Origin of the sequence: Flavobacterium adhaerens (assembly GCF_040045115.1) — a bacterium.
GTDB lineage: Bacteria > Bacteroidota > Bacteroidia > Flavobacteriales > Flavobacteriaceae > Flavobacterium > Flavobacterium adhaerens.
Window position 1 is genome coordinate 151377 of the sequence record NZ_JBDLZX010000008.1, and the last position, 26313, is coordinate 177689.

Annotated in this window: 31 protein-coding genes; 8 read left to right on the forward strand and 23 right to left on the reverse strand. The window is 33.2% G+C overall.

What is annotated here, in order from left to right; translation table 11 throughout:
- The first annotated feature begins 63 nt into the window (after nucleotides 1–63).
- Entirely contained in the window at nucleotides 64–1311 is a 1248-nt protein-coding gene (locus ABEB18_RS12640) for a PQQ-dependent sugar dehydrogenase (protein WP_348799668.1), read from the forward strand.
- A 593-nt stretch (nucleotides 1312–1904) separates the two neighbouring features.
- Here the strand turns inward: ABEB18_RS12640 and ABEB18_RS12645 are convergent.
- The 12 genes from ABEB18_RS12645 to ABEB18_RS12700 form a co-directional block, all read right to left on the reverse strand.
- Complete coding sequence (locus tag ABEB18_RS12645) at nucleotides 1905–2459, reverse strand: DUF8465 domain-containing protein (RefSeq protein ID WP_348799727.1); 555 nt, start codon at nucleotides 2457–2459, stop codon at nucleotides 1905–1907.
- Entirely contained in the window at nucleotides 2449–2634 is a 186-nt protein-coding gene (locus tag ABEB18_RS12650; protein ID WP_348799669.1) for a hypothetical protein, read from the reverse strand. The genes ABEB18_RS12645 and ABEB18_RS12650 overlap by 11 nt, the downstream gene beginning before the upstream one ends.
- A 228-nt stretch (nucleotides 2635–2862) precedes the next feature.
- Nucleotides 2863–4233 (reverse strand): cell envelope integrity protein CreD, encoded by a 1371-nt coding sequence (creD, locus tag ABEB18_RS12655; protein ID WP_348799670.1) that lies wholly within the window; start codon nucleotides 4231–4233, stop codon nucleotides 2863–2865.
- Between the two features lie 25 nt (nucleotides 4234–4258).
- Complete coding sequence (locus ABEB18_RS12660; RefSeq protein ID WP_348799671.1) at nucleotides 4259–4579, reverse strand: hypothetical protein; 321 nt, start codon at nucleotides 4577–4579, stop codon at nucleotides 4259–4261.
- 2 nt (nucleotides 4580–4581) lie between these two features.
- Complete coding sequence (locus ABEB18_RS12665; protein WP_348799672.1) at nucleotides 4582–5238, reverse strand: DUF1361 domain-containing protein; 657 nt, start codon at nucleotides 5236–5238, stop codon at nucleotides 4582–4584.
- Nucleotides 5239–5307: 69 nt separating this feature from the next.
- Complete coding sequence (locus ABEB18_RS12670; protein ID WP_348799673.1) at nucleotides 5308–5604, reverse strand: winged helix-turn-helix domain-containing protein; 297 nt, start codon at nucleotides 5602–5604, stop codon at nucleotides 5308–5310.
- Nucleotides 5605–5607: 3 nt separating this feature from the next.
- Nucleotides 5608–6285, reverse strand: a complete 678-nt coding sequence (locus ABEB18_RS12675; protein WP_348799674.1) for a YiiX family permuted papain-like enzyme — start codon at nucleotides 6283–6285, stop codon at nucleotides 5608–5610.
- Nucleotides 6286–6356: 71 nt separating this feature from the next.
- Nucleotides 6357–6962, reverse strand: coding sequence for a hypothetical protein (locus ABEB18_RS12680; RefSeq protein ID WP_348799675.1), 606 nt, complete (start codon nucleotides 6960–6962; stop codon nucleotides 6357–6359).
- A 147-nt stretch (nucleotides 6963–7109) separates the two neighbouring features.
- Complete coding sequence (locus ABEB18_RS12685) at nucleotides 7110–7970, reverse strand: hypothetical protein (RefSeq protein WP_348799676.1); 861 nt, start codon at nucleotides 7968–7970, stop codon at nucleotides 7110–7112.
- Nucleotides 7971–8056: 86 nt separating this feature from the next.
- Nucleotides 8057–8914 (reverse strand): hypothetical protein, encoded by an 858-nt coding sequence (locus ABEB18_RS12690; protein WP_348799677.1) that lies wholly within the window; start codon nucleotides 8912–8914, stop codon nucleotides 8057–8059.
- A gap of 19 nt (nucleotides 8915–8933) precedes the next feature.
- Nucleotides 8934–9752 carry a 3-deoxy-8-phosphooctulonate synthase gene (gene kdsA, locus ABEB18_RS12695; protein ID WP_348799678.1) on the reverse strand — a complete coding sequence of 273 codons (819 nt, stop codon included), beginning with the start codon at nucleotides 9750–9752 and terminating at the stop codon, nucleotides 8934–8936.
- Between the two features lie 129 nt (nucleotides 9753–9881).
- Nucleotides 9882–10328: a 2-dehydro-3-deoxyphosphooctonate aldolase gene (locus ABEB18_RS12700; RefSeq protein WP_348799679.1), complete on the reverse strand. Its 447-nt coding sequence runs from the start codon at nucleotides 10326–10328 to the stop codon at nucleotides 9882–9884.
- Between the two features lie 176 nt (nucleotides 10329–10504).
- On the opposite strand from ABEB18_RS12700, the gene ABEB18_RS12705 reads away from it, so the two are divergent.
- Nucleotides 10505–11062 carry a YeeE/YedE family protein gene (locus ABEB18_RS12705; RefSeq protein ID WP_348799680.1) on the forward strand — a complete coding sequence of 186 codons (558 nt, stop codon included), beginning with the start codon at nucleotides 10505–10507 and terminating at the stop codon, nucleotides 11060–11062.
- Nucleotides 11063–11065: 3 nt separating this feature from the next.
- Nucleotides 11066–11479 carry a DUF6691 family protein gene (locus ABEB18_RS12710; protein WP_348799681.1) on the forward strand — a complete coding sequence of 138 codons (414 nt, stop codon included), beginning with the start codon at nucleotides 11066–11068 and terminating at the stop codon, nucleotides 11477–11479.
- A 100-nt stretch (nucleotides 11480–11579) separates the two neighbouring features.
- Here ABEB18_RS12710 and ABEB18_RS12715 read toward each other — a convergent pair whose 3' ends face one another.
- The 6 genes from ABEB18_RS12715 to ABEB18_RS12740 all read right to left on the reverse strand — a co-directional run bounded on the left by ABEB18_RS12715 (nucleotide 11580) and on the right by ABEB18_RS12740 (nucleotide 16222).
- Nucleotides 11580–11849 (reverse strand): ATP-dependent Clp protease adaptor ClpS, encoded by a 270-nt coding sequence (locus tag ABEB18_RS12715; RefSeq protein WP_348799682.1) that lies wholly within the window; start codon nucleotides 11847–11849, stop codon nucleotides 11580–11582.
- A 41-nt stretch (nucleotides 11850–11890) separates the two neighbouring features.
- On the reverse strand, nucleotides 11891–12724 hold the full coding sequence (gene prmA, locus ABEB18_RS12720; protein WP_348799683.1) for a 50S ribosomal protein L11 methyltransferase: 834 nt from the start codon (nucleotides 12722–12724) through the stop codon (nucleotides 11891–11893).
- 352 nt (nucleotides 12725–13076) lie between these two features.
- On the reverse strand, nucleotides 13077–13829 hold the full coding sequence (gene tpiA / locus ABEB18_RS12725; RefSeq protein WP_348799684.1) for a triose-phosphate isomerase: 753 nt from the start codon (nucleotides 13827–13829) through the stop codon (nucleotides 13077–13079).
- 18 nt (nucleotides 13830–13847) lie between these two features.
- A complete protein-coding gene (locus ABEB18_RS12730; protein WP_348799685.1) occupies nucleotides 13848–14348 on the reverse strand; it encodes a TlpA family protein disulfide reductase in 501 nt (166 codons plus the stop codon).
- A gap of 205 nt (nucleotides 14349–14553) precedes the next feature.
- The gene (locus tag ABEB18_RS12735; RefSeq protein ID WP_348799686.1) at nucleotides 14554–15654 is read right to left on the reverse strand and encodes a BT_3928 family protein; all 1101 of its coding nucleotides are present in this window, start codon (nucleotides 15652–15654) and stop codon (nucleotides 14554–14556) included.
- 28 nt (nucleotides 15655–15682) lie between these two features.
- Nucleotides 15683–16222: a DUF1599 domain-containing protein gene (locus ABEB18_RS12740; RefSeq protein WP_348799687.1), complete on the reverse strand. Its 540-nt coding sequence runs from the start codon at nucleotides 16220–16222 to the stop codon at nucleotides 15683–15685.
- 123 nt (nucleotides 16223–16345) lie between these two features.
- On the opposite strand from ABEB18_RS12740, the gene folP reads away from it, so the two are divergent.
- Together folP and ABEB18_RS12750 are read left to right on the forward strand one after the other, a co-directional pair.
- The gene (gene folP, locus ABEB18_RS12745) at nucleotides 16346–17173 is read left to right on the forward strand and encodes a dihydropteroate synthase (protein WP_348799728.1); all 828 of its coding nucleotides are present in this window, start codon (nucleotides 16346–16348) and stop codon (nucleotides 17171–17173) included.
- A gap of 15 nt (nucleotides 17174–17188) precedes the next feature.
- A complete protein-coding gene (locus ABEB18_RS12750) occupies nucleotides 17189–17818 on the forward strand; it encodes a hypothetical protein (RefSeq protein ID WP_348799688.1) in 630 nt (209 codons plus the stop codon).
- A gap of 55 nt (nucleotides 17819–17873) precedes the next feature.
- Here the strand turns inward: ABEB18_RS12750 and rlmH are convergent, their stop codons facing one another.
- The gene (gene rlmH / locus ABEB18_RS12755) at nucleotides 17874–18347 is read right to left on the reverse strand and encodes a 23S rRNA (pseudouridine(1915)-N(3))-methyltransferase RlmH (protein WP_348799689.1); all 474 of its coding nucleotides are present in this window, start codon (nucleotides 18345–18347) and stop codon (nucleotides 17874–17876) included.
- A gap of 239 nt (nucleotides 18348–18586) precedes the next feature.
- Here rlmH and ABEB18_RS12760 point away from each other — a divergent pair, with 239 nt between their 5' ends.
- Nucleotides 18587–20125, forward strand: a complete 1539-nt coding sequence (locus ABEB18_RS12760) for a SulP family inorganic anion transporter (protein WP_348799690.1) — start codon at nucleotides 18587–18589, stop codon at nucleotides 20123–20125.
- 99 nt (nucleotides 20126–20224) lie between these two features.
- Here the strand turns inward: ABEB18_RS12760 and ABEB18_RS12765 are convergent, their stop codons facing one another.
- From ABEB18_RS12765 to rocD, 4 genes are all read right to left on the reverse strand, one after another.
- On the reverse strand, nucleotides 20225–21532 hold the full coding sequence (locus ABEB18_RS12765) for a M28 family peptidase (RefSeq protein ID WP_348799691.1): 1308 nt from the start codon (nucleotides 21530–21532) through the stop codon (nucleotides 20225–20227).
- Nucleotides 21533–21672: 140 nt separating this feature from the next.
- Nucleotides 21673–21909, reverse strand: a complete 237-nt coding sequence (locus tag ABEB18_RS12770; protein WP_348799692.1) for a MoaD/ThiS family protein — start codon at nucleotides 21907–21909, stop codon at nucleotides 21673–21675.
- A complete protein-coding gene (gene cobA, locus ABEB18_RS12775; RefSeq protein WP_348799693.1) occupies nucleotides 21906–22718 on the reverse strand; it encodes a uroporphyrinogen-III C-methyltransferase in 813 nt (270 codons plus the stop codon). Before cobA ends, ABEB18_RS12770 begins: the two co-directional genes overlap by 4 nt.
- Nucleotides 22719–23071: 353 nt before the next feature.
- Nucleotides 23072–24322 carry an ornithine--oxo-acid transaminase gene (gene rocD / locus ABEB18_RS12780; protein ID WP_348799694.1) on the reverse strand — a complete coding sequence of 417 codons (1251 nt, stop codon included), beginning with the start codon at nucleotides 24320–24322 and terminating at the stop codon, nucleotides 23072–23074.
- Between the two features lie 232 nt (nucleotides 24323–24554).
- On the opposite strand from rocD, the gene ABEB18_RS12785 reads away from it, so the two are divergent.
- Together ABEB18_RS12785 and ABEB18_RS12790 are read left to right on the forward strand one after the other, a co-directional pair.
- Complete coding sequence (locus ABEB18_RS12785) at nucleotides 24555–25007, forward strand: Lrp/AsnC family transcriptional regulator (protein WP_348799695.1); 453 nt, start codon at nucleotides 24555–24557, stop codon at nucleotides 25005–25007.
- Nucleotides 25008–25232: 225 nt separating this feature from the next.
- Nucleotides 25233–26252: a M28 family peptidase gene (locus ABEB18_RS12790; protein WP_348799696.1), complete on the forward strand. Its 1020-nt coding sequence runs from the start codon at nucleotides 25233–25235 to the stop codon at nucleotides 26250–26252.
- The last annotated feature ends 61 nt before the right edge of the window (nucleotides 26253–26313 follow it).

Consider the following 26313-nt stretch of genomic DNA (forward strand, 5'->3'; position numbering starts at 1 on the left):
ATTAACTTTTATTGAGGAGCAATATGTGGGAAGTCTTTTTTATAAACTTAAAATTTTAAGAGTATGCGATTAGTAATAACAGCTTTATTGTTGAGTTCGATGATGATTACGTGTTGTTCTAAATCTGATAATGAACAAACGCCAGATCCACAAGATCCAGATACTGAAACACCTGTTACGGGAAATCCGGTAGAAACCAATCCTGCTAATACCAATTACCAACCCGCTTTTACAGGTCAAACCCGAATTGGAAGTGTACAAACTACCACACCTTTTGCAGCTACAGTACTAACGAGTTCGCTATCGAGTCCGTGGGGAATAACATCATTACCAGATGGTAGATTATTAATTACGCAAAAATCAGGAACTATGCGTATTGTAACTACATCGGGTTCCGTAGGGAGTTCAATTACTGGAATTCCTGCCGTAAATTCAGGCGGACAAGGTGGATTGTTAGGTGTAAGAGTCGATCCCAATTTTTCTTCCAACCGAATGATTTATTGGGTTTTTTCAGAAAATATAACAGGCGGGACCGTTACCTCAGTTGCCAAAGGGAGATTGGCAGATAACGAAGTTACAATTGAAAATGCAACGGTCATCTATCGGGCATTGCCGGCTGCCAACAGTACCGCTCATTACGGTGGGCGCATCTTATTTGACGCAACGGGAAATTTATTAGTGAGTACTGGCGAACGTTCTAATACCGCTACACGACCATTGTCACAATCGGTTACGGGTGCTTTGGGTAAAATTGTTCGCATTACAACTGATGGAGCCCCAGCTCCCGGCAATCCAACTTTTGCAGTCAGTGGTGCTTTACCTGAATTGTACAGTATTGGGCATAGAAACCCGCAAGGGATAGCGTTTCATCCTGTAACAGGTGATTTGTGGCAAAGCGAGCACGGTCCTCGTGGCGGCGATGAAATCAACCGCGTACAAGCCGGAAAAAATTACGGTTGGCCTACTATAACTTATGGAATCGAGTATGGCGGTCAAGCTATTAGTGGAGGAGCAACACAACAAAACGGATTGGAACAACCTGTTTACTATTGGGATCCAGTGGTTTCGCCTAGCGGAATGACTTTTTACGCAGGAATCCGAATTCCAGAATGGCAGAATAATTTATTTTTAGGTGCATTAAGTGGACAACATATTGTGCGTTTGGTTATTGATAGTAACAATCATGTCACAGGAGAAGAACGTCTTTTGTCCAACGAAAACCAACGTTTTAGAGATATAACTCAAGGCTTAGACGGTGCTTTATATGCTATTACTGATGGCGGTCGTTTGTACAAAATAGATAGGCAATAGTAGTTGAACTATATTATTTTTTAATAGTATCATTCGTAATATTGGTAAATCAAATTGTAATGGGGATAAGTGGTTATAGGTGTATATTGTAGAGATTTGCAAATAAAGAGAAATGTTTTGTGTTACAGAAGGATAAAAAAATAAGATGTGAAAACGCTGAAATTTGATAAAACAGAATGAGGCGTAGTTTTTTTACTAAATGTATTATCTTCCAAAGTACTACAGGGAGGACTATTAAATAAATAAACTCTCAGATACTGATTTCTTTGAAATATTATTTTTTAGAAAGGGTTGTGGCTATTTAGTACTAAACCATTAAAAAAGGTAATGTGGTCAAAAATAGTTGGTGATTTTCAATTTTTAAATAGTTAAATTACTCTATCAAATTCAAGAGGATTTTCTAAATGATTTTTTTTCAGATAAACTATTTACGTATCACTTGCTTTATTTTTATCTATTGGAATTTGAATTGATTATAAAAATTAACAGTGCTATAATAGAGCGATACTGTCTCCTGCTATCAGAAATAAAAGCTAAACTAAAAAAAGGCCGAATCTTGTGTGATTCGGCTTCCTTAATTTAATCTAATGTGCTTATTTAGTGTTTTGTTTGAAATATACTTCGGTAGCACCTTGACCGTATTTTTGATAATTGGCATCTTGAAAAACGATATTATCATAACGTCCCAAAAGAAAATCCAATTCGGCTTTAAGAACACCTTCGCCAACCCCATGAATAAAAACAATTTTTGGAATTCGGTTTCGAATAGCAAATTCGATATGGCGTTGCGCTGTTTCGGCTTGCAAAGTTAGGATATCGTAATTAGACATCCCTCGTTTATTGGGAACCAATTTCTCGATATGCAAATCAAACTCTGGAACGGGTAATTCGTTTCGATCCTTTTTCTCTTTGACAAAACTTCTAGGTTTTGGTATTTCTTTTTCTTTTTTGATTTCATTGAAATTAATCCCTTTAATTCCATCCATCAAGTTGGTGTTAGAAGCACCAATTTTTATAAGCTCGTTAGCCTCAAAATTCATAACAAAACCGTCAACAGTTTCGATCGTGATGGTCTTGTCTTTTACAGCAATTACGATACCATCTACTGCATCATCAAGTACCGAAACTTTATCTCCTTTACTGAACATCATCATCGTTATTATCTTGGTTTTTACTTGGTGTTTTACTACTTAATCGCATCATTCCCATCATAAAAATTACAACAGCAATAACCATCACGTATACGTTTTGGTTGTCACTGGATTGTTCGTAAAAAGCAACGCCAATGGCGAGAAACATCAATAGAATTACAAATTTTTTCATTAGTCTTTTTTCAGATTCCAAAAATACTAAACTTTAAGAGAGTTTTTGTGCAAACTTTATAGGTTTTTAGGTTCTTTGATTGTTTTTGAAGTTTTAGAAAACTGAGTAATCTTGCCCCTGTTTACTCTGTCAACTGGATTTGCTCGTGTATAGCGGAAATTCTTGTGAGCTGGTGTGCAGCTCACAAGATTGAAGCGGATAGCAGGAAATAGCTTTGAATTAAATTTTTTATTTATTCCAGTCAATTTTTCTGGAGCAATACATTACCGCCGCAAGAATGGCAAACAAACCAATACTACCTACAAGAAGAGCATAATTTTCTAATTGGATAATTACATAGATAAAAGTGTATAAACCAGTAAGCGCAGCGGCTATAAATAGAGGGAATTTTTTCTTTTTTAGAATAGAAATTGAGTACAAAGATATTAATGAAATGACCGCAATTGCTGCTATTAGATAAGCTTTTGTAAAACTACTGTGTTCTGTAATAGAGATGAGTAAGGTGTAAAATAATACCAAAGCAAGACCTATCATAGAGTATTGAAAAATGTGAATTTTGATTTTACTAATGGATTGTATGAGAAAGAAAATCAAAAAGGTCAAACCAATTACAAGAAACCCATATTTGGCAGCTCTTTCGTTTTGCTGGTATTGATTTATCGGAATTACAAAATCGACCCCGAATGAATATGCACTTAAATCGGGAAGGTTTTCGAAAAATTGTTGCGAAAACGCTCTGTTGATATGAAGAATTTTCCAGTCGGCATTAAATCCTTTTGCCGTAATTTTTTTGGTTTTGTCATCCGGAAGAAAGTTACCCGTAAAACTTGGCGAAGGCCAATTGGATGCTAAGCTTAGTTGTGTTGTTTTGCCAATAGGTACCATCTTGATTTGCTTGCTCCCGTTGTAGGTGATGTTAAAATTAAAAGTGGTTTTGGCTGTTTTTAAGTCGTTTTTTAAGTTGATAAAATTGGTTTCTAATGCTTGAATAGTGTCATTTGAATTGGTACTGTAAACAGGTTCGAAAGTGAATTTTTTTTCACCCAAATTAATTTTCACTTCATCTTTGATGCTTTTTAAGTTGGTGGTCTTAATCAAAATAGTGGCTTTATCCCACTGAATAGCATCGGTTGAAATGTTTTTACTACTGAAATCGGGCTGGATATAATGACCGTTAAATTTTGTATTCGAACTGTAAACCACCGATTCATAATTGTTTCGGTTAAGGACTTTGGTGGTTACATTGGATTGTGCTTTTAAATCTTCTGGAAAAAAATAAGCATATTTTGTAATGGCTTTTTGTTGTTTTAATGTCTCATTGGTTTTTTGGTTTATAGACAATGTTTCCTCGTAAACGGTATAAGGAATCTTTAGAATTGGCCCATAAAAATAAACACTTTCGCCCCATTTGTCGTTAATTTCCGAGATGACTTCTTTTTGACGATACGAACGTTCTGTTATTAATTCTTTTACAAATGCTAAAGGAATCAGCAAAAATAGGGTTAGAAATCCTACCATTAGCATTTTAGCTGTGTTTGATTGTAAAATGGATTGAAAAAAGGTGAGTGGTACTGAATTTTGATTTTCTGTTGTTTCCATGTTTTTAAGTGTTAATAGGTTGAAATTATAGGAGTTTGAAATTGATTAAAATATTGTAATACAAGAATGCGATAGGGATGTTACACAACAGAATCACAATTTTTATTCCGATGTATTTTCGTTGATCGGGTAGTTTGCAGAAATGATAGAGTAGGTGATAAAGCATAATTATATTCAGTGGCGTTGCAAGAACAATGAAGAGAAACGCAACGAGTATCAGCGATGAATTGTCTAATAAGATAAGATACAATAAGAATAGTATTGTTCCTATAGCGAAACAGCCAGCGGCTAATTCTGTTGAGGTTTTGCCTTCAAAAGGTTCCTCATGGGGTGAGATTGTTTGCATAATTAGTTGTTTATAGAGGAGTAAACTTTTTTTAAGAAATAAAAGAGATAGATATAGGCTCCAAAATAAAAAGAGAAGAGCATGGCATCGAGTGTTGTAAAAGTATTCAACAATGCATAGAACAACTCCATTGGACTACTCATTATATCCCAACTGTTAAAGCGGAGGATGCGACCTAAATAAATACCAATTCCCGATAAAAAGCATATTATAGGCATTATTAAATTGGTAATTAGTGGTGATATATAATTCTTTATGATGTTTTCAAATTCTATCAACGAGAGGATGCCAATTGTGAATCCAATTAAGGCATAGGAGCTTATTACAATCAAATCGAACCAAAATCTATTGTGATACGATTGGGTTAGGTGAATTAAATCGGTAAGAATATAAAAAGAGTTTGGAAGAAAAAGCAACCATAGCACTAACAAGATGAAGGTTTTGATTTTGTTTGATTCTATGGCTGTTTGCGTCTTTAAATAGCTAATAAATAGGTAAGGAACAAAAGCAAGAAATAAATTCCATACTAGAAAAAAATGATAAAATGTGTGTGTTAATTTGGCTCGAATAAAGAGTAAAATCAAACAATAAGTTGAGAATAGTAATAAAACACTGTTTGTTTTTCGGTCACTGTTGAATAATTTGATAAGAAGTTGCATTGTGGGAATATTTTAAATTAATTATTTCAAAAAGTACTTTGAATTTCAAAGTTTATGTGTAAAAAAATATTATCGTTTTTGTATTAATTTTTCAAGAGCATCAATATGATCTTGAAAAGCTTTGCGTCCGTCTGTGGTAGCCCTATAGCTTGTGTTTGGCTTCTTGCCAATGAATTGTTTTTCTACAGCTATGTAGTTTTCTGTCTCTAACGCTTTGGTATGACTTGCAAGATTACCATCTGTGACGCCTAGTAATTCTTTTAGCGTACTAAAATCAGCAGATTCGTTAACCATTAGAATAGACATAATGCCCAATCGAATTCTATGATCAAAAGCTTTATTTATATTTTGAATTATATTTTTCAAATCTTAATAGGTATCTATAATCTTGATTACTTTTTTGGATTGTTCCAAGTTGGATGGCGCGACAACATTTTCGTCTAGTGGGATTTTGTTACCAAATCTTTCGGCCAAAATAGCTTGAATTCTAATGTCTTTTAAATTAAAATCTTTCATTTTTTGAAGTGGACACAGTTCGATTCCCGCACCGTTTTTGTAAATTTTCCAAATCAATTCCGAACAGTATATTTTGTCATCAGACCATTCGAAATAAGAGTCATAATTTTTATGATTTAATTGTTTGCCATAGGCTTTCATTTTTTGCAATGTGCTTGGGTCGAGTATTTTTTGAGCCTCTTTTAAGCGAGTTACCACAAATTGATTGTTACTGCCATGTGTAATCCAAACTTCAAGAGGTGTTAATTTAACAGGTTGCACAGCTTCAAAAACATATTTTTTCCCTTTATCAATAAAAATTATTCCACAATGCGAAAACTTTGAATTTGTCGCTATTCTTACGGCTTCACATTGTTCGGATTGCGAGGTTTGAAAAATCATATCTCCCTCTTGAATTTTGTCTAAAAGTGAAACGGGTTTTTTACCAAATAAAATATTTCCAAACATAGAATTGGCTACGATCAAAGCGCATCCAAAACTCATGATAAAGGTTATTATGGCAAAAATATACTTTGTTTTTTTTAAAGTCATTTGTTGTTGTATTTGTCTTTTAAACAATTAATATCTCATTCTTTTGTACAATCCAGATTCAAATTACCAATTTAATTTCGATCGTATTTAAAGTACATCATACTTCCGTAAATAATGTGACAAACTCCAAATCCTAGTGACCAAAATTCGAGTGCATATCCAGAAAATTCTGTCGATAAAAGTCCTAAAATTATGATGGTGATGCCTAAATAGCGAACATCTCTCAATGTATATTTGCTTGCGTTTACACAAGCTAAACCATAAAATATTAAGGTTGTAGGGGCAATCAAGCCATAACTTCCGTTGCGTAGCAACAACAAGCTAAAAATTCCTCCAGTTACTAATGGAATCAAGAAATTTGTTAAAAGCCTCTTGGATGTTGTATTCCAAACTGTTTCTCCTTTTCTTTTGGCTTTGTTAATGGTCAACAAACAAGCTGTTGTGATAGAAAGTAATAAAACTGCCAAAGCTGTAATGAGTACTAACTTAAAAGTGGTACTTTCTAATGTAATGATATGATTTTCGTTTTTCAGAATAATTTGATAGCTGATGTAAGAACCAATCAAAGCGTAAATGCCTGCCATGATTCCAGCTAGACCACTTAAGGAGATGAACTGCGAAGATCTATTCATCATGTTTTTGATCTCACTAATGTCTTTTAAATATTTATCTTCCATATATAAAGTACTTTGAAATACAAAGTAAAATATAAAGTTTCAATTACACAATATTTTTTTAAAAATTTTTAATGAAAAATTAGCTGATGAAGTTGATTTGAGGGTAAAAAAAAATCTCCCGAAGGAGATTTGTTATGTTGTTTTGTATTAAAGTCTGAAAATACCACCAAATGATACTATAGTTTCTCCGTACCAGAAGTGATGTTGAGCATGACCATTATCGTAGGTTGTTCGAACATCAGTCATGTTGATGTAGCCACCCTTTAGCTCTGTTTGCATATAAAAATGCTTGAAAAAAGTAAAGTTCAATCCTGCATCACCCGAAAATCCGTAACCAGCAATATGAAACTCATCGTGTCGATCTTGACCTAAAACTGTAGCATCTGTTCTTGGGTATAACAAACCGAGACCCACTCCTTGGGTAAAATTTAACTGAAAAATATCAGTATTTCGAATTCCAAAAATAGAGGAGATGTCAACAAAATGAGCTACTTCGGTAAAAACATAGTTGAGTCCATTGGTATGTTCGAATTTTAAAAATTTACCATCAGTTAAATCTACAGGTTGGTTATTGTAGTTTCCGTTGAATGCTGAGCCAGTCTCTGTAGAAGGTAAATTTATGTTTCCGTTTACCAAGGCGGTTTGATTCTGAGTCATTACATATTTCATATGATCGACTCCCACTGATACATTGAATTTGTCATGAAAGAAATACCCAGCTTTCCAATTGGTTTGAGAAGTTGTCAACTTGCCTGGAGTGATATAATCGATGTGCCACCCTTTGGGGACATCATGTGCTTGAGCATTTTCTACTGTAAAATTATAACTATCTCCTTCAAAATGTAAATCGGATGTAGTGTAATAACTTCTGTTTCCTCCCATGTTAAAAAAGAATTTTCCTTTGTTGTGTGCGGTATATAACTCTTTGGTTACAATGTCATCTTGTGCAAAGAGTGTGCTTCCAAAAAAAAGAATAAAAATAACTGACTTTAAAAATTTTGTTTTCAATGTGTTTAAAATTGGTTAATGTTATCAAAGCCTTTTATATAAAAAAAATCTCCTATTTTTAGGAGATTTATATGTAAGATGAAAAATTATAATCTAAAGATTCCACCAAATGAAATCATTGTTTCGCCAAAAAAGAAATGTTGTGATGCACTATCAGCAGTACTTTTTGTAGTACGAATATCAGGCATATTGATATAGCCTCCTTTCAAAGAACCTTCTATAGTGAAATATTTGAAAAAAGTAAGATTGATACCAGCTCTTAATGAGGTTCCAAAACCCGAAATATGAAAATCATCATGTCTTTCTTGTCCCATAAGGGTAGTATTAGTTTTTGGATACAAAACTCCAATTCCTACACCCTCGTTGATGTTTACTTGAAATTTATCGGTATTTTTAATTCCAAACCAGTGCGAAATATCATCTTGTCTAGCAAATTCTGTATTTACATAATTTAAGCCATCGGTATGTTCAAACATTAAGAATTCCTCAGTCATTTCAGTTGGAGTGCTATTGTAAACACCGTTAAATTGCGAACTAGAATGCTCAAGAGGATAATCAATTATACCTGTTACATTTGCAGTTTGAAACTGAGTCATCACATATTTCATGTGATCTACTCCGATAGATATCATGTATTTATCACTGATGTAATATCCTAATTTAAAATTAGTTTGAGGGATAGTCATCCTTGCAGGATTTACGTAATCGATATGCCATCCTTTTGGTTTGTCATGCGCTTTTGCGTCTTCTACTGTAAAGCGATAGTTGTCTCCTTTAAAAGTAATATCCGAATCGGTATAATAACCTCTGTTTCCTCCCCAAGAAATTGTGAATTTTCCTTTGTTATGAGCAGTGTAACGATCTTTTTGGGTAGTGTCATTCTGTGAAAACGCATTAATCGAAATAAATAAAATTAATACGTTTAAATATGAAAATGTTTTCAATGTGATGTATTCTAAAATATTAAAATTGGTTGATAGTTTTTCTGATGGCAACCAGTTTGGTCATTAATCCTTCAAAAAGATCTAAATGCAACATATTTGCGCCATCACTTTTAGCATTTGCAGGATCAAAATGAGTTTCGATAAAAATCCCATCAACTCCAACAGCGATACCAGCTTTGGCAACGGTTTCAATCATATCAGGTCTTCCGCCAGTAACTCCAGCAGTTTGGTTTGGTTGTTGTAACGAATGAGTTACATCTAAAACAGTTGTTGCATATTGTTGCATTGTTGGAATTCCTCGGAAATCTACAATCATATCTTGGTAACCAAACATAGTTCCACGATCGGTAACCATAACATTTTGATTCTCACAATCCAAAACTTTTTGTACAGCATGCTTCATGCTTTCTGGACTCATGAATTGTCCTTTTTTTAAGTTTACGGCTTTTCCAGTTTTGGCAGCAGCAACTACTAAATCAGTTTGACGAACAAGAAAAGCAGGAATTTGCAAAACATCTACGTAAGCTGCAGCCATTGCAGCATCTTCATTGGTGTGGATGTCTGTTATGGTAGGAACTCCAAATGTTTTAGAAACTTTTTCAAGGATTTTAAGGGCATTTTCATCACCAATCCCAGAGAAACTATCAATTCTAGAACGATTGGCTTTTTTGAAAGAGCCTTTAAAAACATAAGGAATTTCTAATTTGTCGGTGATACCAACTAATTTTTCAGCGATACGCATTGCCATTTCTTCTCCTTCAATTGCACATGGTCCTGCCAATAAAAAGAAGTTTCCACTATCAGTATGTTTGATTTGAGGTATGTTTTGTATGTTCATAACATTTTGTTTTTTTGAAAGTGCAAAGGTAGCTTGATTTTGCGATTCCTTAATTAGTTTTATGATATATTTTTAAATGGATGTTGGTTCGTAAGTTGTTAGTGCAAATAACCTAAAATAAATTCCAAACTATTTCTTTAGACTTAGCCCAACAGGAACCATCAATTGTCCTCTTTCGTAGATGTTCAAATAGAGAATAATTGGTGTTTTTTGTCCTTCCCATTTTATTTGATAAACATCAAGAAATCCAGCTCCGGTGTCGCTGTTTTTTGTTGGAAAAGGACAACAGTTCTCAACTTTGGTATATGTGATTTTTTCGCCTTTTGGCCCTGCCAAAGCATTCAAAAAATATTTTTGATTGATAGTGTCGTTTTTAGTGCCTCTGTAATAAATGTTTATTGGATAATCTTTATCATAACCATATTTTTTGTCTTTGCTGTAAGTGGTAATTACAAAAGCACCATTTTTTACAATTGGGGATGGAGCCGTATTATCAACATTTTTTATTGTTGATTTAACACTTCCACAAGAGACTATAAGTAGGAGTAAAGCAATAAAAGAGAGATTTTTTTTCATTTGTTTGAGTTTAATTTTTTGCAATTGCAAAGGTCAAATTACTTAATCAAAAATAAACAAATTGTTATTAGTATTTGATTTGATAAAGAATTTTGAAGTACATTTTTTAGTAATGTAACATTTCTCACATTGCTACTATTATTAGCTTTATATATTTGTAAAAAAAATGTAACATTATGGATCTAATTTTTCAAACATGGCCTTGGTATGTTTCGGGCTTTTTAATCGGTATGGTAATGCTGGCTCTGATTTATTTCGGAAAGAATTTTGGTATGTCAACAAATCTTCAATCGCTGTGTTCTATGGCGGGATTAGGCAAACAAATTTCGTATTTCGATATCAATTGGAAAGCGAACCGTTGGAATTTGGTTGTTGTGCTTGGCGCTATGGCTGGCGGATTTGTTGCAGTTCACTTTATGAGCGATCCTTCGAATGTGAATATTAATCCCAAAACTATCGCTCAACTATCGCAATTGGGTATTGAAGCTCCAAACGGGCAATTAGTACCTCAAGCTTTATTTGGAGATCAAATTTGGCAATCACCAAAGAGTATTTTGATCCTTCTTGGTGGAGGTGTTTTAATTGGTTTTGGAACTCGATATGCGGGTGGTTGTACTTCTGGACACGCTATTTCGGGATTGAGTAATTTGCAATTACCGTCTTTAAAGGCTGTAATTGGATTTTTTGTTGGTGGGTTAATCATGGCACATTTTCTATTGCCTTTAATTTTTTAAATTATGAAAGTATTAAAATTTTTTCTGGTTGGATTTCTTTTTGGAATTGTATTAACCAAATCAGAGGCGGTTTCGTGGTATCGCATCTATGAAATGTTTCAATTTCAATCTTTTCATATGTATGGAATTATTGGAGTTGCTGTAGCTACAGGTGTTTTGGGGATTCAAATTATTAAGCGAAATAATATTAAAGACATACAAGGGCAACCCATCGAAATTAAAGATAAAGAGAATGGGAATGCTAGGTATTTTATTGGTGGAATTTCCTTTGGTCTAGGATGGGCGTTGGTAGGTTCGTGTCCTGGTCCTATTTTTATCTTAATTGGAGCTGGTTTTATGCCTGTTGTTTTGGTGTTAGTAGGAGCCTTGATTGGGACTATTATTTATGGTGCTTTAAAAAGTAAATTACCACATTAATTAATTTATAGTAATTGCAATGCAAAAAAAAGCCTACTTAAGATTGTACTTCTTAAATAGGCTTTGCGAAAACCTCGTTTTTGGAAAAGGTATTGTGTTTTTAAATAATTTCTGCACTCAAGCCAGCTTCTAATAAGCCGATACATTGTACTTTTAATTTGTCATATTCTCCAGTTTTTACGGTACATTTTCCGTTGAAATGAACAATCAATGAGCATTGTTCTGCTTGTATTGGGGTATGATCGCAAACACGAACTAGGGTTTCAATAACGTGGTCAAAAGTGTTTACGTCATCATTATACACTATGATTTCGTTGTTCATAGTTGTTACTTCTTGTTCTATCGTTTTTTCTTTTTCTAAAGTACTCATGCTGTTGCGTTTTATACGTTTTTGAAATATAATGTATTACGTTAATTTACGTATTTTAATGATACCCAGTTGTTTTTCTGTAATTTTTTGACATACGTTAATCCTTTCTCTACGCAAGAAGCATCTATGTATGGGATATCTTCTTCATAAAAACCGCTAAATAATATTGTTCCGTTAGGATTTAGACTATCAACATAACTTTGCATATCGTTTAATAAAATGTTTCGGTTAATGTTGGCTATGATTAAATCATATTTTTTGTCTTTTAATAAAGCAGCATCGCCTTCATAAACGGAAATATGTTTACAATTATTGCGTTCAGCGTTTTCGATTGAGTTTAAATAACACCAATTATCAATATCTATGGCGTCTATTGGTTGAGCTCCTTTCATTTCGGCCAATATTGCTAAAATGGCTGTTCCGCAACCCATATCTAACGTTTTCATTCCTGTAACATCCATTTCAAGTAAATGTTGAATCATCATATGCGTTGTTTCATGATGTCCAGTTCCAAAACTCATTTTAGGTTCAATCACAATATCATATTGAGCATTTGTTTTTGGGTGAAAAGGAGCGCGTACATGACAACTACCATCAACGTCTATAGGTTCAAAGTTTTTTTCCCATTCTTCGTTCCAGTTTACTTGCTCGATTTCTTCGAAAGTATAATCTATTTGAAATTCTTCGGATTGTAATATTTGAATATCTTCAAGTATCATTTCGTCCCAAAGGTCTTTTTGTACAAAGGCTGAAATTCCAGTTTCGGTTTCGGTAAAGCTTTCAAATGCTTTTTCTCCTAATTCGGCTATTAATATTTCAGATCCAGGTTCTTTTGGTTCGATGGTAAAATGATAACCAATGTAAATGTTTGACATGTTAATTTTTTTCGCAAAGGTAAGAATAAGAATGCAATACTTTTTTATTTTAAAATATTTTAACGGAATGTTATTGATTTGATTTACAGTTAAATGTTTTTTTTTTTTTGTTTGAGTTTGTGTTTTCTTGCAAGAGGGATAGTAGCTAGCTACCAAAGTAGCGCAGATAGCCCGACCACATCCCGATAAAAGGCTGAGTAACCGCATCGAAAAATGACCCTTTTTTCGGGATGTGGGCTTGCCCAAATGATTTTAAAACTGATTGATGTTATTGAAAATAAAAAAGCTATTTCAAAACTGTTTTGAAATAGCTTTTGGTATAATTATCAATTTTAGGAAATTGAATACTTGATTAGATAGAGGTTACGATTGTAATAAAATCTTTTGCTACTAAAGCAGCGCCCCCAATTAGTCCACCGTCAACATCTGGTTTAGAGAAGATTTCTTTGGCATTATCTGGTTTTACACTACCACCGTAAAGGATTGTAAGTTCTTCAGCAATCTCGTTTCCGAATGCTTTTCGAACTGTTTCTCTGATGAATTCGTGCATTTCTTGTGCTTGGTCTGGAGAAGCTGTTTCTCCAGTTCCGATAGCCCATACTGGTTCATAGGCTAAAACAATTTTTGACCAATCTTTTGCTTCGATGTGGAATAAACCGTCTTTTAATTGGTTTTCGACTATATTGAAGTGATTCCCTGATTGACGGTCTTTTAATTCTTCTCCAAAACAAAAAATTACCGTTAAATCATGTTTTAATGCTGTAGTTACTTTGTTTGCAATTAAAGCGTCTGTTTCATGAAAAATAGATCGGCGCTCAGAGTGACCTAAAATTACGTTGTTTACACCAATACTTTTGATCATATCAGCCGAAATTTCTCCTGTAAAAGCACCTCCTTCGGCTTGGTGAATGTTTTGTGCAGCTACTTGTATATTTGAGTGAGTCAAATTCTCTACTGCTGATGCTAAGTTTACAAATGTTGGAGCAACAATTACTTGAGCAGTTGTTTCAGCTGGGATTTGAGTCAATAATTCGTTTAATAATTCTTTTGTTTGTGCAGCATTTTTATGCATTTTCCAGTTTCCTGCAACAATTTTTTTTCTCATTTTTTTAGTTTTTGTATATTAATTAGTTTGTAATTTTTTTAAAGTTTCGTTGATTTGATCAAAGTCGGTTTCGATAGCGCGATAGGTAACTATTTTTCCTTTTTTGTCAATTATTATGTATCTCGGAATCCAATCTAAGTCGATTGCTTGACCAAAAGTACCTTTCATTCCATCATTGGCCATAAATTGTAATCCTGTTAATTGGTGTTTTTCGATCCCAATTTTCCATTTCTCAGCTGTTTTATCCATAGAAATAAAAACATAAGATACATCTGGATTGTTAGCTTGTAGTTCTTTTAGTTTTGGCATTGCTTTGATACAATCTCCACACCAAGAAGCCCAAATTTCGATAACAGTTGTTTTTCCTTTTTGTGATTTTAGAATGTCTTGAAATTTGATTTGTTTACCATCTGTAGCTAATAAAGTTTCAGAAAGTGCTGTTTTTGAAAATTCAGTTTTCTGAGCTTGTGAACACGAAAATGTTACAAAAGCAATAATCAATAATGCTATTTTTTTCATTTAAAATAAGTTTTTACAAAGTTAATTAAAGAATTGTAAAATGGTGAAGCGGTTTTTATAATTTTAAGGCAATTCAATCTAAAAACAATTACAATATCGTTATAGTTAATATTTTTTTGTTTTAGTTTGTTGGCTTATCAAAAAAACAACAACCTTGTAGGAATTCTATTTTCTACAAGGTTGTTTGGTTGTTTGTATATTATAATTAAAAAACTAAATCGTCAATGTCGTTGTAATGTACTTTTTGTTTTATAGTTCCTTTTTCAAGAATAACAAAACTTGGATTGGCTCTTTCGATAGTTTTTAGCGGAATAGCATCGCAGAAATAAAAATCGAATGTGATACCGTATTGTTTCTTGATTTTTGCAATTTCTTCATTGGTAGATGCAGTCATACCAATTACTTTGTATCCTTTTGCGGTTGCTTTTTGGTTTAGTATTTCTGCTTTTGCAAGACCGTCAGCGTTGGCAAGAGTGAAATCATAGGCAACAATCATCAGTAATTTTGGCTCTTGAAGGAGTTCGTCTTTATAGTCAGATCCATCTTTTTCCATAACAAAATCATGGATAGGAGGGACGTAACCCTCGGTGATGACTTTGTCTTTTCGATCTACAAATGTTGCTCCAGCTGGGATATTGGCTAGATCTTTTTCGCTAAATTCTTTGTTGACTCCATTTACATTGTAAATGAAAATCATTTCCACTACTGATTTTGGAGCACCTTCTGGTATCTCCATTCCTTTTTGGATATTAGTGCCTACTTGGTAAGGGCGAAAATCTTTTAAAGGCAGGTGGTTGATAACCCAAAATCCCATAAAAGCACATAATATAAGGGTTGTTATTGCCAGTGCATTTTGAATTTTATTCGAAAAAAGAGGTTGCACTAATTTCATGTTTACGAACAAAATCAATATGAAAAATAATAGAATTACATCTTTGCCAAAAGACTGCCAAGGGGTAAGATGTAGGGCATCTCCAAAACAACCACAATCTTTAACCACATCGTAATAGGCTGAATAAAAAGTTAAGAATGTAAATTTGATAATCATTAGTAATAATAACCAAATTGTTAGTTTAGATTTATAACCAATGAGTAACATTACTCCCAAAACTACTTCAAGGATTACTATAAATATTGCAATAGCCAATGAAAATGGTACAAAAAAGGGCATGTTAAAAACGGGTTCACTAAAATATTCTGCTAGCTTATAGGAGAAACCTATTGGATCGTTGAGTTTTATTAAGCCTGAGATTATGAACAGTACTCCGACAAAAATCCTGGAGAATTGAGTAATAATATTTTTCATTTTTTGGGGTGTTATTTTAATAGTGGAATTATTTTTTATCCATAAGTATTAAAGCAAAAACCGAATAATTAATCATGTCTTGATAATTGGCATCGATTCCTTCAGAAACTAGCGTTTTTCCTTTGTTGTCTTCAATTTGTTTTACGCGTAGTAATTTTTGCAGAATTAAATCGGTAAGTGAACTGATTCGCATTTCGCGCCAAGCTTCACCATAATCATGGTTTTTGTTTTCCATTAATTTTTTGGTCAATGCTACTTTTTCATCGTAAAGTTCGGTTGCTTTTGCTGTATCTAAATCAGGTTGATCGACTACACCTAACTCTAATTGTATTAAAGCCATGATAGAATAATTAATGATTCCGATAAATTCTCCGCTTTCGTCTTCGTCGATTTTTCGAATTTCATTTTCTTGTAAACTTCTGATGCGTTGTGCTTTTATAAAAATTTGATCGGTTAGTGATGGAAGTCTCAAAATACGCCAAGCACTACCGTAATCTGTCATTTTATTGATAAAAAGGGTTCGACAAACGTTGATTACCTTGTCAAATTCTTGTGAAGTTTTCTTCATTATTGGTGTATATTTGTGTAAAATTGTTTTCAAAAATAGCAAAAATGTTTAAGAGTTTAAAGTTATTGACGTAAGCTTTTCTGCAACTTTAAACTTTAAGCAAATAAACTTTAAACGGATAGGATTAGAATGAACTGCAAAGGACAACTCATCGATTTAACCACTCCAAAAGTTATGGGGATTTTGAATATTACCCCAAATTCTTTTTTTGATGGTGGAAAATATAAAAACGAAAGCGAATTATTGTCTAGGGTTGAAAAAATGTTAGATGAAGGTGCTACTTTTATTGATGTGGGAGCATATTCGAGTAAACCAAACGCCGAATTTGTTTCGGAAAATGAAGAAATAGACAGGATTTTGCCTGTAGTGAATTTGTTACAAAAGCATTTTCCAGATATTTTTTTATCAATTGATACTTTTAGAGCAGGTGTAGCCAAAGCTTGTATCGATAATGGTGCAGCGATAATTAATGATATCTCTGCCGGAAAACTAGATGACAAAATGTTCGAAACAATAGCCCAATATCAGATACCTTATATTATGATGCATATGAAAGGGACTCCACAGACTATGCAAACTTTAACACAGTATGATGATATGATTAAAGATATTTTGTATTACTTTTCGGAAAGAATTGCAACGGCAAGATCTTTTGGTATAAACGATTTAATTGTAGATCCAGGTTTTGGTTTTGCAAAAACATTGGAACAAAATTATGAATTGATGCATAAATTAGACTTGTTTAAAATGCTCGAATTACCAATGTTAGTTGGTGTTTCTAGAAAGTCTATGATTTATAAAACATTAGAAATTAACGCTGATCAAGCATTAAACGGAACGACTTTTATGAATACGATTGCACTAACCAAAGGAGCAAAAATTCTGAGGGTTCATGATGTTAAAGAAGCTGTAGAATGTGTTCAGTTGTATTCTAAAATGCTAAGTGTTTAAATTGAAAACGTAAGAATGAAATATTTATTTGGAATCGTACTATTGTCTATTTTTTCATGTGGAAATAAAGAAGATGTTTTGTTGCCAAAAGCAAACGAAACTATTGTCAAAGAAGTAAAAGATCTTTCGCCTATTTATATGTTTTTTAGAGTTGAAGACAAAGATACTCTGACTGAGGTAAATCGTAGTAACAGTATCAGTACGACCAATTGGATCTTGAATATAGATAAGAGATTACCATTGAGATTAGTAATTCCCGAAGTGATAAAATTACAGGAAAAAAAACGTGGCGACAGTGCACACAAAAATGAAGCAGCTCAGAATTATTATTCGTATGCCGATACTGTGGGGAAAAACTTAGCATTTTTGCCTTTTACAGATGTTTTTTATACAATAGGGGAACCATCAGAAAAGGATATGGTTATAAAAATTACAAAAGGAAGCAATATGGTGGTGGTTGACGAGGAGTTGGTAAAAAAAAGTGAAGTGGTAGATTATGTTTACGGTCTTGACCACATGCTTAAACCTAATATCTCTTTATTATTCGATAAAAATATGTCCTACGGCGAATATATTCAGACCAAAATTTTACTTAGAAAATTAAATACATTTACTACCGAAGTGCCTAAAGAATTTATTTATTAATAAAGCTCATGTTTCTCTTTTTAGTTGTGTGATTTAAAGTGAATCGGGATCTTTTTTATTGATGATGATAAGGTTCGTTTCTCAAGATTGTAAATCCGCGGTACAATTGCTCTATAAAAAATAAACGCACCATTTGGTGTGAAAAAGTCATTAATGAAAGCGAAATTTTACCATTTGCTTTAGCATAAACTGTTTCCGAAAATCCGTACGGACCACCAATTACAAAAACCAATGTTTTGATTCCAGAGTTCATTTTTTTTTGCAATTCTGATGAAAAAGCTACACTGGAAAAAGTCTTTCCGTTTTCGTCTAATAAAATAAGTTGATCGGTTGGGGTTATTTTAGATAGAATAAGCTCGCCTTCTTTTTCTTTCTGCTGACTTTCTGATAAGTTTTTGACATTTTTGATGTCGGGGATAATTTCTAATTCAAATTTGATATAAAAAGACAAACGCTTGGTATAATCGTCAATTAAGGTTTGCAATGATTTATTGTCGGTTTTTCCGATAGCGATAAGTTTGATATTCATGTTAGGTTTTTTTTCAGAGAACAAAGTTATATCAATCACCCAATAATTCACTAGTTGTTTCTTTATTTAAAAGCTTTATTTTTGCGAATTCTAACTCAAAAAAAACTGACTCAAAAAATCTGATTGTTTTACTACTATAAAATTATTTGAATTTTCAACAAATTAATTAATTGGTTTTTACCCAATTTGATGTTCTTACGAAATGATTTTTACCACTTTATAAATTATTTGACTTTAATATGAAATTTTTTTTCAACTTATTTGATTTGTCTCAAAAGGTGAATTATAAAACCGAAATTTTGGCTGGTTTAACAGTGGCTATGACCATGATTCCGGAATCGTTGTCCTTTGCAATTTTGGCAGGTTTGCCTCCTTTAGTAGGGTTGTACGGCGCTTTTATAATGGGGTTTGTAACTTCTATTTTTGGAGGACGTCCTGGTTTGATATCTGGTGGGGCAGGAGCTACTGTTATCGTTTTGATTGCCCTGATGAAATCACACGGAATAGAATACGTTTTTGGCGCTATTGCATTGGCGGGAATAATTCAAATAGCTGTTGGATTGTTTAAACTGGGTAAATTTATTCGGTTAGTGCCACAGCCTGTGATGTATGGATTTGTAAACGGTTTGGCTATCGTTATTTTTATGTCACAATTAGAACAATTCAAAACAGTTGTCAATGGACAAGTTGCTTGGCTTACAGGAACTCCTTTTATGATTATGTTTGGCTTGGTGACTTTAACAATCGCTATTGTATTAGTATTTCCTAGAATTACTAAAGTTATACCTTCATCATTAGTTGCTATTCTCATTGTTTTTGCGGTCGTTTTACTTTTTAATATCGACACCAAACAAGTAGAAGATATTGCTTCTGTGAGCGGTGGTTTACCGCCATTTCATGTTCCAAATTTCCCAATGAATTTTGAAACGTTTCAAATTATTTTTCCATTTGCTTTGATTATGGCTGCTGTTGGACTCACCGAAGGCCTATTAACCCTTAATCTTGTTGACGAAATAACCGCTACCAAAGGAAATAGTAATAGAGAATGTTTGGCTCAAGGTGGCGCCAATCTTTTAAATGGTTTTTTCTTCGGAATGGGTGGTTGTCCAATGATTGCCCAAACTTTGGTTAATCTATCTGCAGGTTCCAGAGCAAGACTTTCGGGAATTATTGCTTCACTGACCATTTTGATAATTATTTTAGTAGGAGCTCCGGTTATTGGAAAATTGCCAGTGGCCGCATTAACAGGAGTGATGATTATGGTTGCTATTGGGACCTTTGAATGGGCGAGTTTGAAAATTTTTAAACGAATGCCAAAATCGGATATTGTTGTGATGATTATAGTAATGTTGATTACTGTTTTTCTTCATAATTTGGCCTTGGCGGTGTTAATTGGAGTTGTAGTTTCAGCCCTTGTTTTTGCTTGGGACAATGCCAAGCGCATAAGAGCAAGAAAGTACATTGATGAAAATGGGATTAAGCATTATGAAATTTATGGCCCATTGTTTTTTGGTTCTATAACTGGTTTTTCTGAAAAATTTGATGTTTTAAATGATCCTAAAGAAGTTATCATAAATTTTGCCGAAAGTCGAGTTGTCGATATGTCCGCAATTGAGGCTTTGAATACATTGACAAATAAATATTATAAAGTGGGCAAAAAAGTGCATTTGAAACATTTAAGCTCTGATTGTATTCGTTTACTTAAAAATGCAGAAGCAATTATCGAAGTCAATATTTTAGAAGATCCAACATACAAATTGGTTATTAACGAAGAATAGTTCGATCTAAAAATCTGAATCAAAATAGGTTTTAAACAAAAAACTAACCTGATTTCAATAGACATCAGATTAGTTTTTAGGTTTTGTATTAAGGATGTATTATCGTAACAGTGTTGTATCTACTCTGTTTGGGGTGTCTTTTCCGCTAATAATTGTAGAAGAACTTAAAGCAATTGCTTTGATAATTTCGGTCATATTGGGAATGTCCAATGTTTCAAATTCATCATCGGCTGTATGGTAGTTTTTTTCACTATCCATTTTTGAAGTTGAGATTGTATGCGCAGGAACTCCTAATTTTGCTAAAGTTGCATTATCAGAGCGATAAAATAATTGTTGATCTGGGTAGGGATCTGGATAAAATTTGAAATTTGTTTTTTCTAAATTCTTTTGCAGTATTTGACCAAAATTTGATTTTTCGAATCCTGTTATATAAGCAGAATTTTTTCCCCATTTTGACTCTGTTCCAATCATTTCCAAATTAAACATAGCAATTACTTGATCTGGAGGTAGCTGTTTTGAGAAAAATTTAGAGCCAAAACCACCTAATTCTTCGGCAGTAAAAGTGGTAAAGATGATAGTTCGTTCGTTGTTGTTTAATTTCTTGAAATAGTTTGCTAACATTATCACTGCTGTACATCCAGCTGCATCATCATTAGCTCCATTATAAATGGAATCATTAGTTGGATGTGGCATTCCTTCTTCGGGGGCTCCAGTGCCTAAGTGGTCATGGTGAGCAGAAAATATGACATATTCATTAGGTTTACTTTTGCCAGGAAGAACTCCAACTACATTATTCAATGTTTTTTTTGCAATTGTATTGGTTAAGTCTATCGAAAAAGTTGTTGCTTCCTGAGCCCCAAAAACAAATACAACACTATTTTCTCCAGGATTAGTTGTGATTTTTTCGATATGCTGGATTCTTGGTAAGATGTTTTTGAATGAATCATCAATCAAAACCAAATAATTTTGGGTACTGTTACTATAATATTCATTGAATTTTTTTCCAAAATGATCTCCTTTGTTGATTTTTACAACCTTTATATCATTTTTTTCGGTTAAAGAAACTTTTGATAGATAAGAAAAACTGACAATTTGATTGTTGTCTATTTCTTTTCCGTCGATTATGATTTTTGTTGAATTGTTTTCAGAGGTAGTCATTTCAAACTCTTGCCTGAAATTACTTAAACCTGCAAGAGGGTGTAAGCCAGTACTCTTAAATTCAGATTCTATAAAAGCAGAGGCTTTATCGATTCCAGGAGTAAAAGTTCTCCTTCCTTGCATATCATTGGCCGAAAGTATTTTCTCGATTCGGCTAACTTCTTTAATAGTAATCGTTTTGTCAATAGATTGGCCGCTAACACTAAAGCATACGCTCGCAATCACTACGCTTGCAATAAAATTCCTCATTTTGTTCTTTGTAATAACTATTGGATTAAGTATTTCAAATGTATGGTATTTATTTATATGGCTACAACGAAACTACTTTATTTTTGGAGTAAATGAAGAAGGAATTGTTGTTTTTAAGAATTTTTCTAACAAAACCATAATTAACTTTCGATGTTAGCTGGTAATAAAGCCACAACGTCATTGTTTTTAAGAATCAAGTTCGAAAACCGATCCATTATTTTTTGGTTTACAGCAACACTAAAAGGGAATCCATTGAGTTTGTACTTTTGTTCTAATTCAATTAATAATTTGCTGAGTTTTAAATCTGAAAAATAGATTTTTTCGCCACGTCTTCTAGTGCGGGCTACTAAGGCTCCAAAATATTTAATCTTAATCATAACACTTCATTTAGATTTTGCAAAATAAATTCGTCTTCCCAAGTTGGGGTTAAAGCTAATTCTTCTTCGATATAGGAGGTTAGTCTTGAAATGTTTCGTACAACCTCACCAATAACTATTATTGCAGGCGAAGCCATTTGATGTTTTTCAACTAGTGTTTTTATGGTGCTAATTGTGCCAATCACTTTTTTTTGTGTTGCTTGAGTACCATTCTGAATAATTGCAATTGGTAAATCATCAGTTCTGTTTTTTTGGAACAATGTCACAATTTCATCCAGTTTATTCATTCCCATTAAGATAACAACTGTGGCCGATGATTGAGAAGCCAAATTGACATCTTTGGATAATTTATGATCGGAAGTAGTTCCAGTAATCACCCAGAAACTTTCCGAAACTTTTCTTTGTGTCAAACTTATACCGTTAGAAGCAGGTACTCCCAATGCGGATGATATGCCAGGGACAATTGCTGTTTCAATACCAAATTGGTGTGCAAAGTCTATTTCTTCACTACCTCTTCCAAAAACAAAGGGGTCACCTCCTTTTAGGCGTACCACATGACCATGTTTTTTAGCCATTACTACAATTAAATCATTTATTTGATCTTGACTGTAAGCGTGGCATCCTATCCTTTTACCTACAAAAATAATTTCGGCCTGCGGAGCATATTGCAGTAATTCTTCGTTTACTAAGGCATCGTATAATACAACATTTGCACTTTCCAATGCTTTAATTGCTTTCAAGGTAATCAATTCTGCATCACCTGGTCCAGCTCCTACTATTGTCAATTTTGGATTGTTTGTTGGTATCATTTTTCAGAGTTTTAAGGATTGAATTTTTAGATAACTAAGTATAAATACTTATACAAATATAAGTACTTATTTCAAAACTCAATCTCTAAACTTCAAAATAATTTTTAAAATAAATTATTTGGAAGAAAAGAATTGTTATATCGTGTAAATCAATCGTTTTCGGACTTTTGCAAGATTTAGAAATGAAAGTTTTTTTTGGGGCGTACCCCAACAAAAAGGGTGGGTCGGGCTTTACGTTCCCGCTTCCCGATAAAAAATCGGGACAATCTCTCACGCAAAAAGTAGCACAAAAAAAGCCTTAAAGTTGTAGAAATTTAAGGCTCTTGATGAAAAAGGTTGCTGTTAACATGAAATTATTTGAAGTCGTTTAATGCTTTTTCTATAATGATAAGACATTCCTGAATTTGCGATTCTGTAATTACCAATGGTGGCGCAAAACGAATTTTATTTCCGTGGGTGGGCTTGGCCAATAATCCGTAATCTCTGAAGCGAAGACAGATATTCCAAGCTAAATCCGATTCTTCATCACTGTTGATAACAATTGCATTAAGTAAACCTTTGCCTCGAACCAATTCGATTAAAGGGTTTCGTTTTGCGATTTCATTCAATCCGTTTCTTAAAATATTTCCTAGTTTCTCTGCATTTTCAGATAAGTTTTCTTCTCTTACCACTTCAAGCGCAGCAATAGCTACAGCAGCCGCAATGGGATTTCCACCAAAAGTAGATCCATGTTGCCCCGGTTTAATAACATTCATTATTTCGTTATTGGCCAAAACGGCTGATACAGGATATACTCCTCCAGAAATTGCTTTTCCTAAAATCAAAATGTCAGGTTGTACATTTTCATGATGTACCGCTAATAATTTACCTGTTCTTGCTATTCCTGTCTGGACTTCATCGGCGATGAATAATACATTATGAGCTTCGCAAAGTGCTTTGGCTTTTGCCAAAAAACCTTCGCTTGGTACATAAACTCCAGCTTCACCTTGAATGGGTTCTACTAAAAAACCCGCAATTTTGTTCGATGATTGTAAAGCTTTTTCCAGAGCTTCAATATTATCATAAGGTATTTTGATGAACCCTTCGGTAAATGGCCCAAAACTTTTCCTAGCACTTTCATCATTTGAAAATGAAATTATAGTAGTGGTTCTTCCGTGAAAATTATTTTCGCATACAATAATTTGGGCTTGATTTTCTGGAATTCCTTTTACTTCGTATGACCATTTTCGACATAATTTCAAAGCGGTTTCAACAGCTTCGGCACCTGTATTCATAGGTAGTACTTTATCGAAACCAAAATATTTTGTAACGTATTCCTCATAATTTCCCAATTGGTCATTATAAAACGCACGTGAAGTCAATGTAAGTTTTTGAGCTTGTTCGGTCATGGCACCAATAATTTTGGGGTGACAATGCCCTTGGTTTACGGCTGAATAAGCAGATAAAAAATCATAGTATTTTTTTCCGTCAACATCCCAAACAAAAACTCCTTCACCTTTTTCTAAAACTACGGGTAGCGGATGATAGTTATGAGCGCCGTATTGGTTCTCTTTTTCTATTAAAATTTCAGATTTTGAAGAAAGTTGTTGAGTTGAATGTGTCATAATGTATTTGGTTTTATATACTTACAAAAATAAGTAATGTTTTTTATTTTGCAAATAAAAAAGTAAATTTGACTTTTATAGATGTGTTTTAAGGAAATAATATATTTTTTTGTAACAAAAATAAGTCATATTGTTATTTTAATGCTTGATTAGGTAGAAAATCTTCAAAACAAATAAAAAACGATTACTTTTATTGCAAATAAAAGTGAATTTAACTTTAATAAAGCATAATATGGAAATATTAGATGAATTTGACATCAATATCATAAAAGAGTTAGAAAAAGACGGTAGGATGGCTTTTTCGGCTATAGCTAACAATTTAAAAATTTCAAATACAATGGTGCATCAACGCATCAACCGATTGATGGAGCAAGGAATAATTTCTGGAATTAAACCTGTTTTAGACGAAAAAAAAGTTGGCTATGATTGGGCTACTTTTACTGGTATTACATTAAAAAAAGATCAAGATTCTGAAAATGTTATCGAAGCTCTAAAATTGATTCCTGAAATAACTGAATGCTATTATATTACAGGTTCCTATACGTTATATATTCGAATGATTGCCAAGGATCACGAGCATATGAGACGTTTGCTTTATGAGAAAATCGATTCTATTCCTGGCATCTCTAAAACGGAATCTTTAATAGAGTTGGGCTGCGCTTTCAAACGAAATGTGACTTTATAAAATGTATTTCAATAGGTTGTTGAGATGAAAAACACAAAAAAACATTCTTTTGTGTTTTTTTTATATCAATTAATAGTTAGATATTTGTCAAGAAAAGGATGCGATTAGAGAAAGTTTACTGTATTTAGGCATAGAATTGTTGTTATTTTGTTTAATTTTTTTGCTTTTATAACTTTTAATAAAGTCCTTGGAATAAATAATTAATTCAATCCTCATAATTTTTACATGAAAAAAACACTTACACTTCTTGTGTTTATTACCGCACTAACTTCATTTGCACAAAAAAAGAGCAGTGACAATGTTGAGTTAGTCAAGTTTATGAAAACGATAACGGCCAAAGAACTAAAAACCAAGTTAACTATTGTGGCTTCTGATGAAATGGAAGGTAGGGACACTGGTTCTAAAGGTCAGAAAAAAGCGGGTAACTATCTTATTGAACAATATAAAAAAAGTAAAATATCATTTCCCAAAGGGGCAAGCAGTTATTATCAAGCTGTTCCAGCATCATATTTGAATGCCAAACGAAATCAAAATTTACCAGATTCAGAGAATATTTGGGCGTATATTGAAGGTTCTGAAAAACCTGAAGAAGTTTTGGTTGTTTCGGCACATTACGATCATGTTGGGGTAAAGGATGGTGAAGTTTATAATGGTGCTGATGATGATGGTTCTGGAACTGTTGCGATTCTTCAAATGGCTGAAGCTTTCCAAAAAGCTAAAAAAGCCGGTCATGGGCCTAAACGTTCTATTTTATTTTTGCACGTAACTGGTGAGGAGCATGGTTTGCACGGTTCCCGTTTTTATTCTGAAAATCCACTTTTCCCATTAGCAAATACAATCGCTGATATTAATATTGATATGATTGGTCGTCGTGATTTTGATCATCCAGATACTAATAATTATGTTTATGTTATTGGTGCCGATAGATTGTCTTCGGATTTGCACAACATTGCCGTTGCTCAAAATGAAAAGTTTACAAAGTTAGATTTAGATTTTAAGTTTAATGATCCAAAGGATCCTAACCATTTTTACGAGCGTTCAGATCATTATAACTTTGCAAAACATGGTATTCCTTCAATATTTTTATTCAATGGCGTTCATGCTGATTATCATGAAAAAACAGACGAAGTGGATAAAATTGAGTTTGATGCTTTAGAAAAAAGAACTCAATTTGCTTTTGCTATTGCTTGGGAATTAGCCAATAGACCTGATCGAATTGTGATAGATAAACCTATTAAAAAATAATTGAATTTACTTAAATAACTCTAAAAATGAGGTTGTCTCAAAGTTGATACAACCTCATTTC

What these genes read in the sequence shown, in the direction of transcription:
- ABEB18_RS12640 (WP_348799668.1), top strand. Translation starts at nt 64, where the DNA reads ATGCGATTAGTAATAACAGCTTTATTGTTGAGTTCGATGATGATTACG.
- ABEB18_RS12645 (WP_348799727.1), bottom strand. Translation starts at nt 2,459, where the DNA reads ATGTTCAGTAAAGGAGATAAAGTTTCGGTACTTGATGATGCAGTAGAT.
- ABEB18_RS12650 (WP_348799669.1), bottom strand. Translation starts at nt 2,634, where the DNA reads ATGAAAAAATTTGTAATTCTATTGATGTTTCTCGCCATTGGCGTTGCT.
- creD (WP_348799670.1), bottom strand. Translation starts at nt 4,233, where the DNA reads ATGGAAACAACAGAAAATCAAAATTCAGTACCACTCACCTTTTTTCAA.
- ABEB18_RS12660 (WP_348799671.1), bottom strand. Translation starts at nt 4,579, where the DNA reads ATGCAAACAATCTCACCCCATGAGGAACCTTTTGAAGGCAAAACCTCA.
- ABEB18_RS12665 (WP_348799672.1), bottom strand. Translation starts at nt 5,238, where the DNA reads ATGCAACTTCTTATCAAATTATTCAACAGTGACCGAAAAACAAACAGT.
- ABEB18_RS12675 (WP_348799674.1), bottom strand. Translation starts at nt 6,285, where the DNA reads ATGACTTTAAAAAAAACAAAGTATATTTTTGCCATAATAACCTTTATC.
- ABEB18_RS12680 (WP_348799675.1), bottom strand. Translation starts at nt 6,962, where the DNA reads ATGGAAGATAAATATTTAAAAGACATTAGTGAGATCAAAAACATGATG.
- kdsA (WP_348799678.1), bottom strand. Translation starts at nt 9,752, where the DNA reads ATGAACATACAAAACATACCTCAAATCAAACATACTGATAGTGGAAAC.
- ABEB18_RS12700 (WP_348799679.1), bottom strand. Translation starts at nt 10,328, where the DNA reads ATGAAAAAAAATCTCTCTTTTATTGCTTTACTCCTACTTATAGTCTCT.
- ABEB18_RS12705 (WP_348799680.1), top strand. Translation starts at nt 10,505, where the DNA reads ATGGATCTAATTTTTCAAACATGGCCTTGGTATGTTTCGGGCTTTTTA.
- ABEB18_RS12710 (WP_348799681.1), top strand. Translation starts at nt 11,066, where the DNA reads ATGAAAGTATTAAAATTTTTTCTGGTTGGATTTCTTTTTGGAATTGTA.
- ABEB18_RS12715 (WP_348799682.1), bottom strand. Translation starts at nt 11,849, where the DNA reads ATGAGTACTTTAGAAAAAGAAAAAACGATAGAACAAGAAGTAACAACT.
- prmA (WP_348799683.1), bottom strand. Translation starts at nt 12,724, where the DNA reads ATGTCAAACATTTACATTGGTTATCATTTTACCATCGAACCAAAAGAA.
- tpiA (WP_348799684.1), bottom strand. Translation starts at nt 13,829, where the DNA reads ATGAGAAAAAAAATTGTTGCAGGAAACTGGAAAATGCATAAAAATGCT.
- ABEB18_RS12730 (WP_348799685.1), bottom strand. Translation starts at nt 14,348, where the DNA reads ATGAAAAAAATAGCATTATTGATTATTGCTTTTGTAACATTTTCGTGT.
- ABEB18_RS12735 (WP_348799686.1), bottom strand. Translation starts at nt 15,654, where the DNA reads ATGAAAAATATTATTACTCAATTCTCCAGGATTTTTGTCGGAGTACTG.
- ABEB18_RS12740 (WP_348799687.1), bottom strand. Translation starts at nt 16,222, where the DNA reads ATGAAGAAAACTTCACAAGAATTTGACAAGGTAATCAACGTTTGTCGA.
- ABEB18_RS12750 (WP_348799688.1), top strand. Translation starts at nt 17,189, where the DNA reads ATGAAATATTTATTTGGAATCGTACTATTGTCTATTTTTTCATGTGGA.
- rlmH (WP_348799689.1), bottom strand. Translation starts at nt 18,347, where the DNA reads ATGAATATCAAACTTATCGCTATCGGAAAAACCGACAATAAATCATTG.
- ABEB18_RS12760 (WP_348799690.1), top strand. Translation starts at nt 18,587, where the DNA reads ATGAAATTTTTTTTCAACTTATTTGATTTGTCTCAAAAGGTGAATTAT.
- ABEB18_RS12765 (WP_348799691.1), bottom strand. Translation starts at nt 21,532, where the DNA reads ATGAGGAATTTTATTGCAAGCGTAGTGATTGCGAGCGTATGCTTTAGT.
- ABEB18_RS12770 (WP_348799692.1), bottom strand. Translation starts at nt 21,909, where the DNA reads ATGATTAAGATTAAATATTTTGGAGCCTTAGTAGCCCGCACTAGAAGA.
- cobA (WP_348799693.1), bottom strand. Translation starts at nt 22,718, where the DNA reads ATGATACCAACAAACAATCCAAAATTGACAATAGTAGGAGCTGGACCA.
- rocD (WP_348799694.1), bottom strand. Translation starts at nt 24,322, where the DNA reads ATGACACATTCAACTCAACAACTTTCTTCAAAATCTGAAATTTTAATA.
- ABEB18_RS12785 (WP_348799695.1), top strand. Translation starts at nt 24,555, where the DNA reads ATGGAAATATTAGATGAATTTGACATCAATATCATAAAAGAGTTAGAA.
- ABEB18_RS12790 (WP_348799696.1), top strand. Translation starts at nt 25,233, where the DNA reads ATGAAAAAAACACTTACACTTCTTGTGTTTATTACCGCACTAACTTCA.